The following is a 14,088-nucleotide window of genomic DNA, read 5'->3' as shown; positions in this document are numbered from 1 at the left end:
ACAAAAGGGGCGACACTCGTGCCGCCCCCTAACCGGTCGTGCCGGAACAGTCCACGCCCGACCGTGATCGAAACGGACGAAAGCAGAAAATTGCCATCGCCGGTATCGTATCCCAGCGATGACCGACGGCTTACTTGACGCCGTCGCGCTCCATCCGCTTGCGCTCCATCTTGCGGGCGCGGCGAACGGCAGCGGCACGCTCGCGCGCACGCTTTTCCGACGGCTTTTCGTAATGACGGCGCAGTTTCATCTCGCGATAGACGCCCTCGCGCTGCAGCTTCTTCTTGAGGGCGCGCAGCGCCTGGTCGACATTATTGTCGCGAACGATGATTTGCATAAGGCCGTCGTTGCTCCGATCAAACAATAGATTAGGGTTCGCCGGGAACGCATTCCCGGTCGTTGCCGGAGCCCCTATCAGCGATTCCCGCGCGGTTCAAGCGTTTTGCGGACTGGCGGAGCATGGTGCACCGCGATAGGCTTTGCTTTTTTCGGGCGGGAGCGGGTGCATGGCAATCTCCATCGGCGATGGCACGGCAGCCGCACCGGCGGCATCGCGTGGGCGCTGGTGGACGCATCTGTACAGCTGGGTCCTGATCGGGATCGCGGCCGGCATTTCCGTCGGCTTTGCCGCGCCGGAGACGGGATCGGCGCTGAAGCCGCTGGGCGATGCCTTTATCAAAATGGTCAAGATGATCATCGCGCCGGTCATCTTCCTGACGCTGGTCACGGGAATCGCGGGCATCCGCGACATGGCAGAGGTCGGCCGCGTCGCGTTGAAGGCGTTTGGCTATTTCCTGTTCTTTTCCTCGCTTGCGCTGGTCGTCGGCCTGATCATCGGCAATCTGGTTCAGCCGGGCGCGGGACTGAACATCGATCCGGCCACACTGGATGCCAGCGCCGTATCCGGCTTTGCCGAAAAAGCGCATGAAACATCGCTGATCAAGTTCCTGCTCGGCATCATCCCGACCACGCTGGTCAGCCCGTTTGTCGGCGACAACATCCTTCAGGTGCTGCTCGTCTCGATCCTGTTCGGCACGGCCTTTGTCCTGGTGGGCGAGCCGGCCCGTCCGGTGCTCGATATTCTGGAGCGGGTGGGCAAGGTGGTGTTCCGCATCGTCGGCCTGTTGATGTGGCTGGCCCCGATCGGCGCGTTCGGGGCGATGGCCTTCACCGTCGGCGAATTCGGCATCGCCAGTCTGGCCAATCTGGGCAAGCTGGTGGCGACCTTTTACGCCACATCCCTGATCTTCGTACTTGGCGTGCTGGGGCTGGTCGGCCTTGCCGCCGGTTTTTCGATCTTCAAGCTGATCCGCTATCTGCGTGCGGAACTGCTGCTCGTGCTCGGCACCTCCTCGTCCGAAGCGGCGCTGCCCGCGGTGATGGACAAGCTGGAGCGGGCGGGCTGTGCCAAGGCGGTCGTGGGGCTGGTCATTCCGACCGGCTATTCCTTCAACCTGGACGGCACCAACATCTACATGACGCTGGCCGCCCTGTTCATCGCACAGGCCGTGGGCGTCGACCTGACCCTGGGTCAGGAAATCGCGCTGCTTGGCGTTGCGATGATCTCGTCAAAGGGCGCGGCGGGCGTGACCGGCGCCGGGTTCGTCACGCTGGCGGCAACGCTGTCGATCGTGCCCGCCGTGCCGGTGGCTGGCATGGCGCTGATCCTGGGGGTCGACCGGTTCATGTCGGAATGTCGCGCGCTGACCAATTTCATCGGCAATGCGGTCGCCACGATCGTCGTCGCCCGGTGGGAGGGGCAGCTGGACCGCGAACGGCTGGCGGCGGCGCTGGACGGGCGACTGGACGGGGAACGCGCTTGACCGCTACGACATCGACTGGCGCGCCGGGCATGGCAGCGCGGATCCGGTCGATTATCGGCGGATCGGCGGGCAATCTGGTCGAATGGTATGACTGGTATGCCTATGCCGCCTTTACCCTGTATTTCGCGCCGCACTTTTTCCCGTCCGGCGATCCGACAGTCGAATTGCTGCAGGCGGCGGCGGTCTTCGCGCTCGGCTTTCTGATGCGGCCCATCGGTGGCTGGCTGATGGGCGTTTATTCCGACCGGCACGGGCGAAAGGCGGGCCTCACCCTGTCGGTGACGCTGATGTGCGCCGGATCGCTGCTGATCGCCGTCACCCCGACCTATGAAAGCATCGGCGTGGCCGCCCCTGCCCTGTTGCTGCTCGCCCGGTTGATGCAGGGGCTGTCGGTGGGCGGGGAATATGGGGCGAGCGCCACCTATCTGTCAGAAATCGCGGGTCGCGACCGGCGCGGCTTCTTTGCCAGCCTTCAATATGTGACGCTGATCGGCGGGCAGCTGTCGGCGCTGGGCCTCTTGCTGCTGCTGCAACAATTCCTGCCGCGCGAGGCGCTGGATGCCTGGGGCTGGCGCATCCCCTTCCTGATCGGCGGCGTGCTGGCGATCAGCGTCTTCTGGCTGCGGCGCGGGCTGGTGGAGACGGAGAGCTTTCACAATGCCGATCCGGCGGCCCGGCGGCGATCGGGCTTTGTCGCGCTCATCCGCGATCACCCGCGAGAGACGGCGACGGTCATCGCGCTGACCGCCGGGGGCACGCTCGCCTTCTATGCCTATTCCATCTACATGCAGAAGTTCCTGGTGAACACGAGCGGGTTCAGCCGGGAGGCCGCATCGACGATCAGCGCGGCCAGCCTGTTTGGCTTCATGCTGTTGCAACCGGTGATGGGGGCGCTGTCGGACCGGATCGGGCGAAAGCCGCTGATGGTCGGGTTCGGCGTGCTGGGCGTCGCCTTTACCTGGCCGATCTTCACCACGCTGGAGGGGGTGCGCGATCCCGTCACCGCCTTCTGGATCGTCATGGGCGCGCTTGCCATCGTCTCCGGCTATTCGGCGATCAGCGGCGTGGTGAAGGCGGAAATGTATCCCGCAGCCATCCGCACGCTGGGCGTCGCCCTGCCCTATGCCATCGCCAATGCCGTGTTCGGCGGGACCGCCGAATATGTGGCGCTATGGCTGAAGGGCGCGGGGTGGGAACGCGGCTTTTACCTCTATGTCACCGCGATGATCGGCGTGTCGCTGATCACCTATCTGCTGATGCCCGATACCAAGAGCGCCAGCCGGATCCTGGAGGATTGAGGGCCGTTGCCGGACCTGCCTTAAAGCAGCAGGTCCCCGCTTCGGCTGGCCATCACCCGGCCCATCGCCTCGAACAGGGCATCCATCGCCACCGGCTTGAACAGAACCTCGTCCGCGCCCGCAGCGATGCACCGCTCGCGCAGATCGACGGCGGTGTCCGCCGTGACCACGATCAGCGGCAGTTCCGCCTTGTGATCCGGCCGGGCGCGGATTCGGCGCATCGCCTCCATCCCGTCCATCCCCGGCATCCGCAGATCCACCAGGACTACGTCGAACTCGTCACTGTCGATCAGCCGCAGGCCATCCTCGGCCAGCGGCGCTTCGACCATCGATACCCCGGCAACGTCCAGCATATCGCTGACCACGCGCCGGTTCATCGCGTCATCCTCGATGAATAAAACTTTCATTTGCGACCTGTCCCGCATTTTCGACGGGTTATTGTGTTTTGCATGACTATATCACTATCGCGCTAGGCGGCTTGCGAAACAAGAGGTGGGGCATTGTTTTCGTAACCCCCTAATCGTTTCAAGCTGGTAACAACCGCAGCGCCAGCCACTGGCCGCTCCATTACCACGATCTGCCCCATGCCGCAAAGCGCCGCGCGGCGATCGGCAGCCATGGGCTGGGCAAGCAGCAGCACCGGCGTGCCGCCGCCTGCGGCATGGATCCGCTCCAGAGCGACCTCGATTGCCGTCCCATCCGCGGTCAGCGTGCCCTCGTCCGCCAGCACGGCCCGGAATGGGTGGGCGTCAAGGGTGGCAACCGCCTCGTCCACCGTGGTCGCAAAGCCTGGCGCACCGAACCGCGGCGCCATCAACGTCTTCAGCATCGACCGGGCCACGGGGTTGCGCTCGACGATCATGATGCCGCCGGTTCCGCCATCGACCTGTACCGCAGGCTCCGCCGCCTTCGGTGCAGCAATCGCGACAAGCGGAAGATCGACGGTAAAGACCGAACCCTCACCGACGACACTGTCTACCACCACGTCACCGCCAAGCGCGCGGGCAAGGTTGCGGCAGATGGAAAGCCCAAGCCCGGTTCCGCCGAACTTGCGCGTCGTGCCGGAATCGGCCTGCTTGAACGATTCGAACACCTCACCAAGCTTGTCCTGTGCAATGCCGATGCCCGTATCGCGAAAGGTCAGCACCAGCCGGTCGCCAGTCGCGCGCGCGGCAAGGGCGACGGAGCCTGCCTCTGTAAACTTGATGGCGTTGGACAAAAGGTTGAATACCATCTGACGCAGCCGAGCGGGATCGCTTTCGATCCAGCCGAGCGCGGGATCGATGGTCAGATCGAATCCCAGCCCCTTGGCCCGCGCCTGCTCCTGCCACAACCGGCTGACATCGGTCAGCGTTGCGGGCAGGTCCATCGGCGCCTGTTCGATGGTCAGGTTGCCCGTTTCCATCTTGGCCACGTCCAGAATATCGTCGACCAGCGCGCGCATCGTGACGCCGGCACCATGAACCACGTTGATGCGGTCGCGCACCTGACTGTCGAGTCGCTGGTCGGCAAGCATGACCTGAGTCATGCCCAGAATACCGTTCAGGGGCGTTCGGATCTCGTGGCTGGTCGTCGCCAGAAACTCGGTCTTGGCCGCCAACGCCTTTTCCAGCGCGCTGTTTGTCCGGCCCAGTTCGACGTTGGTCGCGCGCACCTGATTGCGGCTGCGGCGCAGCGTCACGACGCCAAAGCTGAGCAGACCGATCAGGACCGCAACGGCAATGGCAATGCCGCTGAACAGCGTCAGCTGGAACTGCCGGCGGGCGCGTTCGAATTCGACATTACGACGCAGCTCCTCGGCCTTCAGCCGGGCGATCTGCAGCTCTTGATTCTGGAAATCGAATTGAGCGCCCATCAGCGCCGTCTTGGTCGAAATCGCCAGCTTGGTGGCCTGTTCGTCGAGCCGGTTGAGCGCCTGAAGGTGAACCAGCGCCGCCTTGCTTTCCCCGGCCGCGCTATAGGCGAGATAGGCGCTGAGATGCGCGTCGCGGAACGACAGGGCCGACGTTTCCGGATCGATGCCCGCCAGGCTTTGCTCGGACAGGGCGATCGCCCGCTGAACACGCCCCTGGTCAAGCGCGACCCGCGCCGCGACATTCAGCAGCTCGCGCCGGGCAATCGCAGCATTGTCGCCGGGCAGCAGGGCAAGCCCGGCATCCACCGACCGCTGCGCATCGTCCAGCTGACCCGCCACCCGCTGGGCACGGGCAAGATTGCCCAACACACGGGCAAGGACCGGAGGGTTATCCAGCGTCTGCGCACGCTGACGAGCGATCAGCAGTTGTTCGACAGCCTCTTTCGACCGCCCCATCTCCCGCAGCACATTGCCGCGGTTATTCAGGACAAAGACGGACAGCTGGGCTTCCTCGTCATACGCATCCAGCGCCTGACGGTAATATTTCAGGGCCGCTTCATAATCCGCCGCCTCACGATAGAGCGACCCGATGGCGACCAGCGCAATCGCCTGGCTGCGCGCTTCATTCGCGGTGACAAAGGCACGATGCGCCCCCTGGTAATCGGCCAGTGCTCCGGCAACGTCGCCAGATGCACTGCGGACACCCCCACTGGTCAGCTTGAGGTCGCCGGCGGTCTTGTCGGATACCCGGTTCGTCCGGGTCAGCCGGACGGCTTCTTCGATCAGCTTTGACGCCTGATCGGTGTGGCGCATGCGCAGTGCCGCTTCGGCCTGCAGGCCAAGCGCAGCGACCAGCCATTCGGCCGAGCGTGCTGCCCTTGCCTGGCCTGCCGCCTGAACAGCGATCGTCCGCGCCTGCTCCGGATCGGATGCCATGACGGATCGCGCCCGTTCGACCAGTTGCGCGGTGGTTGCGGGTGACGACTGCGCTGCAGCTGAACCGGCCGGCGCTGCCTGGGCGGCTTGCTGCACGATCGGCATCATGCCGAGCAGGGCACCGGTCAGGAACAGGAAGGGGCGTGCGCAACCATTCACCCGTCCTGACTAACCGGCGGGCGTTAACGTGGCACTAAAGGGGTTACACGCGATTCCAGAAACGATTGCCCGCCTGGAACGAGATGGTCGGGCGGGTCAGCGCCTGTTTGTGGCGATGCTGCGCCAGATACGGGATCAGCGCATCCAGTTCGACCGGGCGGCTGACCAGATATCCTTGGATCATGTCGCAGCCCATGACGCTGAGCAGGGCCATCGCCGCCGGCGTTTCGACGCCTTCCGCCACCACTTCCATATCGAGCGCATGGGCCAGATCGATGGTGGACCGCACGATCAGCGGATCTCGGTTGCTGCTAGTCAGCTGGGTAACGAACAGCTTGTCGATCTTCAGTTCGGTCGCCGGCAGCTGTTTCAGATAGGCGAGCGAGGACAGGCCCGCACCGTAATCGTCGATGGCAATCGGAATGCCGGCATCGGCAAACAGTTTCAGATGGCGGATTGCGACCTCCGGATCCCGGATCACCGACGTCTCCGTGATCTCGAACCCGATCCGACCCGTGGTGTCGCGCACCATCAGCGACACCTGTTGCACGAAATCGCGGTCGGCCAGCAACAGGCCCGAAATGTTGACGTAAACCGGAATATCATGCCCGGATTCGGCCAGGCGGGCCTGTCCGCGCACCGCCTCTCCCAGGGTCCAGAGCGTCAACGCCCCGATCTGTCCGGCCTGCTCGGCCAGCGTAATGAAATCGCCGGGCGGAATCAGGCCGTGAACCGGATGGCGCCAGCGGACCAGCGCCTCAACGCTGGACACTTCCTGACGCCGGACATGCACCTTGGGCTGGTAATGCAGCACCATCTGCCCCGCCGCGATCGCACTGGGCAATTCGCGCATCAACGCCACCGGATCCAGCCCGTCACCGGTTTCGCCAAGCACCCGGACGACATCCCGCTCATCGGATTGCGCCTGGCGCAGCGCCGCTTCGGCAAGTTCGACCAGGCGGATCGGATCATGGCGGTTGCCAGCGACTGCAGAGCCGATGGTCACGAATACCCGGTGCAGCTGTCCGTCCAGATCGATCAGCGCGGTCATGGCATCGCGAACCAGCGCGATATTGGTGTCGGCGTCACCGGGACTACGGATGGGCAGGGTCACTTCCATCGTCCGACGTCCGCTTGCCACCACTTCGGCCAGCGGCAGGGCCAGCGCAACGCGCGCTGCGATCCGGTCGATGATTTCGTTCGCAGCATGAACGCCCGCATGACGGCGCAGCACGTCAAAATTGGTCAGTCGCACCAGCAACATCTGGACATGGTTGTTGTCGGCAAGGCGACCGGTCGAAAGCGGCTCGGCATTGGCGGCGCTGGCAATGGGCATGGCCATGGGCGCGACCGGCGCGCGCATCGCCGTTCGTCTGGGCAGAGGACGCAAGGGCGCGGTGCCGGACATTGCATCACCCCTATCTGTCAAGGGTTGAAAGAAGGGTTAATTCCGGTGGACGCTGTCCCGAAAGCGACGCAAGTCCGAATTGCAAAATGCTTAAAAATCAGTTAATAATCACGACGCGCACGTTGCGCCAAAACAGGAGAATCCTGATGTTCGCTCTGCTGTTTCGTGATTCCTACGGCGACGACCTTCGCCCCTGGTAACGGACGCTTCCGGGCTGGGTGAAGTCTTCGGAAATCAGCCAGCCCGGACGTTTCGCGAATCACGACCGCGAGCGTTTCAAGCCTGAAATCAATGGCCTGGCTAAAATGCTGGGATTTTTGGCGTATCCCCAGTAGTTCAGCCATGTGCTGATTTGAGGCGCATGGGCATAAGCGCGGAACACGCTAGCGCGCGCCATTTCCGCCCGAACATTTGCCGAGTCCCGAATCGGGACGGCCGTTATTCCACGGTCACTGATTTCGCCAGATTGCGGGGCTGATCCACATCGGTGCCCTTGGCCACGGCGACATGATAGGCGAGCAGCTGCACGGGGACAGCATAGACCAGCGGCGCGATCAACGGATGCACGCGCGGCATGGCGATGGTGGCAAGGCAACCCTCGCCAGCGGCGGCAACCCCTGCCTCGTCCGAAATCAGCACGACCTTGCCGCCCCGCGCCTGCACCTCCTGCATGTTGCTGACGGTCTTTTCGAACAGCGGACCGGACGGCGCGATGACGATGACCGGAACGGCATCGTCGATCAGCGCGATCGGGCCATGCTTCATCTCGCCGGCAGCATAGCCCTCGGCATGGATATAGCTGATTTCCTTGAGCTTGAGCGCACCCTCCAGAGCCAGCGGATAATCCGTGCCGCGACCCAGATACAGGACATCGCGCGCGCCGGCGATCAGATGCGCCATCCCCTGGATCGCCTCGTCATGCGCCAGTGCCGCGTTCAGCGCCGCGGGCGCCTCGGCCAGATGACGGACGATCTCCTTCTCCGCATCTGGGTCCAGCCGCCCCTTGGCACGGGCAAGGTTTGCAGCAAGCGCCGCAAGCACCGCGAGCTGGCATGTAAACGCCTTGGTCGAGGCAACGCCGATTTCCGGGCCGGCATGGGTCGGCAGCAACAGATCGGCCTCACGCGCCATGGTGCTGGTCGGGACATTGACCACGACGGCGATCTTCTGCCCTTCCTCGCGGGCGTGGCGCAGCGCAGCCAGCGTGTCGGCCGTCTCGCCTGACTGGCTGATGAACAGGGCAAGGCCGCCCCCTTCCATCACCGGTTCGCGGTAGCGGAACTCGGACGCGACATCGAGGTCCACGGGCACGCGGGCGAATTGTTCGAACCAGTATTTGGCGACCATCCCGGCATAGAAGCTGGTCCCGCAGGCAACGATGGTCACGCGGCGGATCGCACCAAGGTCGAACTCGGGGATCGGCAGCGACACCTGGTCCTGTTCGCGGCGCAGATAAGATTTCAGCGTCTGGGCAACAACGATCGGCTGCTCATGGATTTCCTTGAGCATGAAGTGGCGATGATTGCCCTTTTCCACCTGTGCCGCCGACACGCCGGAAAGCGTGATCGCGCGCTCGACCGGCCGGTTGTCGCGGTCAAAGATTTCCGCGCCGTCCCGGGTGATGACGACCCAGTCGCCCTCCTCAAGATAGCTGATCCGCTGGGTCAGCGGTGCCAGCGCCAGCGCGTCGGAGCCCAGAAACGTCTCGCCATCGCCATAGCCGACGACCAGGGGCGAGCCGAGCCGCGCGCCGATCAGCAGGTCGGGATGATGACGAAACAGAATGGCCAGGGCGAATGCGCCGTGCAGGCGGGGCAGCACCGCGGCCACCGCATCACGCGGGGCCACACCCTGTTCCACCTGCGCACTGATCAGATGGGCGACGACTTCGCTGTCGGTCTGGCTGTCGAAATGACGGCCGGCGGCGACCAGCTCGTCACGCAGCGGCTTGTAGTTTTCGATGATGCCATTGTGGACCAGCGCCACTTCGCCCGTCGAATGGGGATGGGCATTGGCTGTGGTCGGCGCGCCATGGGTGGCCCAGCGGGTATGGGCGATGCCGATGGTGCCGGGCAGCGGCTCGTCACGCACCTCGCGGACCAGATTGGCCAGCTTGCCCTCCGCCCGGCGGCGTTCGATCGCGCCGTCATGGATGGTGGCAACCCCGGCGCTGTCATAGCCGCGATATTCCAGCCGCTTCAGCCCGTCGACCAGACGGTCGGTAACATCCGTGTTGCTGACGATTCCAACAATGCCGCACATGGTTCAACTGGCCTTCGTGACTGGGTTGCCGGTGTCGGTTGCACCGGCAGGATAGGTGGAGCGCACCGCCTTTAACCAGCGATAGTATAGAAATCATCCCTTTGCGCGGTCGGCCTTTTTCCGCTTCATCGCATCGTGAAAGCGGTCGGCCCAGCCGGGTTTCACCAGCTGTTCGGCACGAACGATCCGCAATTCGCCATCGGCCACATCGCGCGTCACCGCACTGCCGGCGCCGACGATGGCGTCCGCACCGATGGTAACCGGTGCGATCAGCGCGCTGTTGGAACCGATAAAGGCGCGCGGGCCAATCACGGTCCGGTATTTGAAATACCCGTCATAATTGCAGGTGATCGTGCCCGCACCGATATTCGCGCCGTCGCCGACACTGGCATCGCCGATATAGCTGAGGTGATTGGCCTTTGCCCCTGCACCGATTTCGGCGGCCTTTACCTCGACAAAATTGCCGATCCTGGCCCCTTCGCGCAGCACCGCGCCGGGCCGCAGCCGGGCATAGGGGCCGATCGACACGCCCGCTTCCAGCACTGCCCCCTCCAGATGGCTGAAGGCATGGATCGTCACGCGGTCGCCCACGCTGACGCCGGGGCCGAACACCACGTTCGGTTCCACCACGACATCGCGGCCAAGCACCGTGTCATGGGCGAACCAGACGGTTTCCGGCGCGATCAGCGTCGCCCCGTCCGCCATCGCCTGTGCCCGGCGGCGCTGCTGCCAGGCCAATTCGACGCCGGCCAGTTCGGCTCGGCTGTTGACGCCCGCCACCTCTGCCTCGCCCGTTTCGATGACCGCGCTTGCCCGGCCATCGGCGGCGGCCAGCATGACGATGTCCGGCAGATAATATTCCCCGGCTGCATTATCGTTGCCCACCCGCGCCAGCAGCGCGAACAGATCGGCCGAACGCACCGCCATCAGGCCGGAATTGCACAGGGTGACGGCGCGCTCCGTTTCGCTGGCGTCCTTATATTCAACCATGCGCGTGATGCGGTCGCCATCGGCAAGGATCCGGCCATAGGCCGCCGGATCGGCGGGGCGAAAGCCAAGCACGACGCAGGCAGGCGCATCGGCCGCGCCCAGCCGGTCGACCATGCGGCGCATCGTATCGGCAGAAACCAGCGGCACGTCGCCATACAGGATCAGGACGGTGCCATCGAACCCGGCCAGCGCGCGTTCGGCCTGCGCCACGGCATGGCCGGTGCCCAGCTGTTCCGATTGGACGGCGATGCCCACGCCCAGCGGCGCGACGGCCGTTTCCACCTGTTCGCGCCCTGCCCCGACCACGACCACGCGGCGTTCGGGCGACAGCGCATCGACGCTGGCCAGCAGGTGCAGCAGCATCGGCCGCCCGGCGACGGGGTGCAGCACCTTGTGCGTGTCGGATTTCATGCGGGTGCCCTTGCCCGCGGCAAGGATGATCGCGGCGATGGGTTGCGTCATGCGGCCTCCAGCTGTCGGCCGCGTCCCTGCCATGCCCGGCTTGCCATGACCATAGGCGACCGCCATTTGGCCAGCCATGCAGCACCCATTTTCGATCATCGGCTTTGATCTGGACGGCACATTGGTCGACAGCCGGACGGATATCGCCATCGCCGTCAACGCAGCGCTGGCGGGAATCGGGCGGCCGGCACTGACGCTGGATGCCGTCACGCGGATGATTGGCGGGGGCGTCACGCGCCTGCTGGAACAGGCGCTGGTGGCGACGGGAGGCGCGGACGGCGTGGATTTTCCGGCGCTGCGGGCGGCGATGCTTGCCCATTATGGCGCGCATCTCAGCGTCCATACCCGCCCCTATCGCGGCGTCGAGGCGGTGCTGACCGAATTGGCGGCAGGGGATACGCAGCTGGCGGTGGTGACCAACAAGCCGGAGGCGCTGGCCGTCGCCCTGCTCGATCAGCTTGGCCTGACCCGCCATTTCAGGCTGGTGATCGGCGGCGACACCATGGGTCCGGGCCGGGCAAAGCCGGATCCGGCGCCGGTGCTGGCGATGATCGACCGGCTGGGCGGCGGCCCTGCGGCGTTCGTCGGCGATTCGCAGTTCGATGTCGGCGCGGCGCGCGCGGCCGGCATTCCGGTCATTGCGGTCGATTTCGGCTTTTCATCGGTACCTGCCGCCGATCTGGGTGCGGACGCGGTGATCGGTGATTTTGCAGACCTGCCGGCCGCGCTGGCGGATCAGGCGGGGCGATAACCCGTCCGCCACTTGGTCCACAGATGCCGGGCCAGCATGGCGGGCGGCATCCGCAAGGCATGACCGCGCAGGTAAAAGGCGAATTCAGTCCCCTTGTGCCGCTGCCGTCCCCAGCCATCGCGGCCCGTCAGACGGCGGTGGAACCAAGCATCGCTCCATCGCCTGCCCGACCATTCGGCCGGAATGTCGGTGCCGAACAATCGCGCCGACAGGCGGCAGGCCCGCGCCATTGCCCCGGTCAGGCCATGCAGCCGCGCCCGATCGGGCAGGCCGTCATGCCCCCCGTCGCTCAACAGACAGTGAATGTCCCACAGGTTGCGCAGTCCCCCGGCCATGTCGCCATCGGCGATCAGATGCGCGGCGGCATGGCACAGCATGTCGGCATGGTTCAGCACCGCCAGTCCGCCGCCCAGTTCCACGCGGTCCGCGATCAGCGCCGCCGCATCGGGCCGCACCCGCGCGGTCAGCGGCAGGATGGTGTGATGGACGTCGATCATCCGGTCCCGCTCGCGGTGGATCAGCGGCGGCAATTCGTGCATCCAGCGGCGATAATAGGCATCGTCATAGGGATCGGGCTTGACCCATTCCCAGCCGCCCGGCCCCAGCAACGCTGCCTCCACCGCTTCCAGCGCATCACGGGGAACCAGGATATCGAGATCACCGATCGACCGCCCCAGCCCGGCGGACAGCCCTGCGGCAACAAACGCCGTCCCTTTCAGCAGCACGACCGGCACGCCCAGCGGGGCCAGCACGCGGCGCGCCATCTCCGCCTCCCACAGCGCGGCCGTTCGCCCCTGTTCGGCCGAGGCGCGGGCATCGGCCAGGATGCGCGCAGCGGCATCGGGCATGGGCAGGCCCTTCAGGCGGTGGGCCAGCGTCCCGACGATCTGTTCCGCGCGCGCCGCCGCGATCAGGCCGGTCCAGCCCGCGGCATCCAGCGATGCCGTGCTGGCCGGATCGCGCAGCGCATGGATCAGCAGCCGGGCGCTCACGCCGCCGCTCCGAACAATCGTTCGACCATCGCAAGCGCGCTGTCCGTGTCGGGATAATCGATCGCGCGGGCGGGCACCGTGCGGACCAGCCGGGTCAGCGCGGCAAAGCCCCGTTCGCCCAGCGCGACATAATTGGTCGAGGCTTGCGTCAGCCGCACGAAAACCTCGCTCGGCTCGACCGGCCGCTCGTCGGCGGCATGGCCATAGCTCGGGAACAGGATCAGCGCGGGGCGCGCGGTCCGGTCCATCGCGGCAATGGCAGCGGCGTCGGGGATCAGATGGCGGATATCGCCCTTTGGCGTGGCGGGCTGGGGCGGCCCGAACCGGCCATCGGGCAGCGCGGCCTGCATCACCGCCACCGACTGATTCTTCAGGCTGATCAGGCGGGGAAAGGCGTGGACCATGCCGGTTTCGGGGTCGAGCAGCGCGAACTCATCCCCCATCAGCCGCCATCCGCGCGCCATCAGCAGCGCCGACAGCGTCGATTTGCCCGATCCCGACACGCCGGTCATCAGCACGCAGCGCCCATCCCGCTCCACGGTCGAGGCGTGGAGCAACAGGTGGCGCCGCTGCGCCAGCGCCATTTGCAGGTTCATGCCCATTTCGGCCGCCAGCAGCCCCAGCGACAGCGGCAGCGGTGCGGCATCGGGGATGGTGTAATCGCCGCCGATCATCACCGATGGACGGATCACCCGCCGCCACGGCCGCGCGGCGAACAGCCGGACGGTGAAATCCGGGATGCCGTTTTCGGGCCGGGGATAGTCGCGATAACAGTCCGCCAGCTGCGCCACCGGCAGCCGCCAGTCGGAACCGACGCGAAAGCCGACCGGGCCGACGCGGACGTGAAAGACGTGCCTCACAGCCGCTCCACCAGCCCCGTCGTGGTCAGCTCCTCCAGCCGTTCGGCCAGCGCCGCCGCATCGCCGTCCACCAGATCGAACCGTTCGGCCAGCCGGGCCAGCAATGCGGCCGCATCCAGCGCGCCATCGCCCAGCGCTTCAAGCAGTTCGGAAACCGGCGCCGCCACCAGATGCGTCTGCCCGGATCGCCGGTCATGGATCGCGGTCAGCGCATCCAGCGGCACGGTCAGCAGCGTTTCAGGGGGGGCGGCGCGATATCGGGTCACGCCATTGCCCTACCGCCAAAGCGGTT

Annotated in this window: 13 protein-coding genes; 3 read left to right on the top strand and 10 right to left on the bottom strand. The window is 65.5% G+C overall.

Annotated elements, in window-relative coordinates:
* Window positions 1-130: 130 nt before the first annotated feature.
* Entirely contained in the window at window positions 131-337 is a 207-nt protein-coding gene (gene rpsU, locus NYR55_RS11185) for a 30S ribosomal protein S21 (protein ID WP_260021384.1), read from the bottom strand.
* A 169-nt stretch (window positions 338-506) separates the two neighbouring features.
* On the opposite strand from rpsU, the gene NYR55_RS11180 reads away from it, so the two are divergent.
* Entirely contained in the window at window positions 507-1,823 is a 1,317-nt protein-coding gene (locus tag NYR55_RS11180; RefSeq protein ID WP_260021383.1) for a dicarboxylate/amino acid:cation symporter, read from the top strand.
* Window positions 1,824-1,852: 29 nt separating this feature from the next.
* Window positions 1,853-3,121, top strand: coding sequence for an MFS transporter (locus NYR55_RS11175; protein WP_260021382.1), 1,269 nt, complete (start codon window positions 1,853-1,855; stop codon window positions 3,119-3,121).
* A gap of 20 nt (window positions 3,122-3,141) precedes the next feature.
* Here NYR55_RS11175 and NYR55_RS11170 read toward each other — a convergent pair whose 3' ends face one another.
* From NYR55_RS11170 to glmU, 6 genes are all read right to left on the bottom strand, one after another.
* Window positions 3,142-3,528: a response regulator gene (locus NYR55_RS11170; RefSeq protein ID WP_260021381.1), complete on the bottom strand. Its 387-nt coding sequence runs from the start codon at window positions 3,526-3,528 to the stop codon at window positions 3,142-3,144.
* A gap of 62 nt (window positions 3,529-3,590) precedes the next feature.
* Entirely contained in the window at window positions 3,591-6,071 is a 2,481-nt protein-coding gene (locus tag NYR55_RS11160; protein WP_347709668.1) for an ATP-binding protein, read from the bottom strand.
* 43 nt (window positions 6,072-6,114) lie between these two features.
* The gene (locus tag NYR55_RS11155) at window positions 6,115-7,434 is read right to left on the bottom strand and encodes an EAL domain-containing protein (protein WP_260021380.1); all 1,320 of its coding nucleotides are present in this window, start codon (window positions 7,432-7,434) and stop codon (window positions 6,115-6,117) included.
* A 146-nt stretch (window positions 7,435-7,580) separates the two neighbouring features.
* The gene (locus NYR55_RS11150; protein ID WP_260021379.1) at window positions 7,581-7,823 is read right to left on the bottom strand and encodes a hypothetical protein; all 243 of its coding nucleotides are present in this window, start codon (window positions 7,821-7,823) and stop codon (window positions 7,581-7,583) included.
* A gap of 94 nt (window positions 7,824-7,917) precedes the next feature.
* Entirely contained in the window at window positions 7,918-9,741 is a 1,824-nt protein-coding gene (gene glmS / locus NYR55_RS11145; protein ID WP_260021378.1) for a glutamine--fructose-6-phosphate transaminase (isomerizing), read from the bottom strand.
* Between the two features lie 93 nt (window positions 9,742-9,834).
* Window positions 9,835-11,193: a bifunctional UDP-N-acetylglucosamine diphosphorylase/glucosamine-1-phosphate N-acetyltransferase GlmU gene (gene glmU / locus NYR55_RS11140; RefSeq protein WP_260021377.1), complete on the bottom strand. Its 1,359-nt coding sequence runs from the start codon at window positions 11,191-11,193 to the stop codon at window positions 9,835-9,837.
* Between the two features lie 76 nt (window positions 11,194-11,269).
* On the opposite strand from glmU, the gene NYR55_RS11135 reads away from it, so the two are divergent.
* The gene (locus NYR55_RS11135; protein ID WP_260021376.1) at window positions 11,270-11,944 is read left to right on the top strand and encodes an HAD-IA family hydrolase; all 675 of its coding nucleotides are present in this window, start codon (window positions 11,270-11,272) and stop codon (window positions 11,942-11,944) included.
* Here the strand turns inward: NYR55_RS11135 and NYR55_RS11130 are convergent.
* The 3 genes from NYR55_RS11130 to NYR55_RS11120 are packed head-to-tail and all read right to left on the bottom strand — an operon-like array spanning window position 11,929 to window position 14,062.
* Window positions 11,929-12,936 (bottom strand): nucleotidyltransferase family protein, encoded by a 1,008-nt coding sequence (locus NYR55_RS11130; RefSeq protein WP_260021375.1) that lies wholly within the window; start codon window positions 12,934-12,936, stop codon window positions 11,929-11,931. The genes NYR55_RS11135 and NYR55_RS11130 overlap by 16 nt on opposite strands.
* Window positions 12,933-13,796, bottom strand: coding sequence for an HprK-related kinase A (locus NYR55_RS11125; protein WP_260021374.1), 864 nt, complete (start codon window positions 13,794-13,796; stop codon window positions 12,933-12,935). The genes NYR55_RS11130 and NYR55_RS11125 overlap by 4 nt, the downstream gene beginning before the upstream one ends.
* Window positions 13,793-14,062 carry an HPr-rel-A system PqqD family peptide chaperone gene (locus tag NYR55_RS11120; protein ID WP_260021373.1) on the bottom strand — a complete coding sequence of 90 codons (270 nt, stop codon included), beginning with the start codon at window positions 14,060-14,062 and terminating at the stop codon, window positions 13,793-13,795. The genes NYR55_RS11125 and NYR55_RS11120 overlap by 4 nt, the downstream gene beginning before the upstream one ends.
* Window positions 14,063-14,088: the final 26 nt, after the last annotated feature.

The organism is Sphingomonas sp. BGYR3 (assembly GCF_025153455.1).
Classification (GTDB): Bacteria; Pseudomonadota; Alphaproteobacteria; order Sphingomonadales; family Sphingomonadaceae; genus Sphingomonas.
This window is presented reverse-complemented; position numbering and strand designations above follow the sequence as displayed.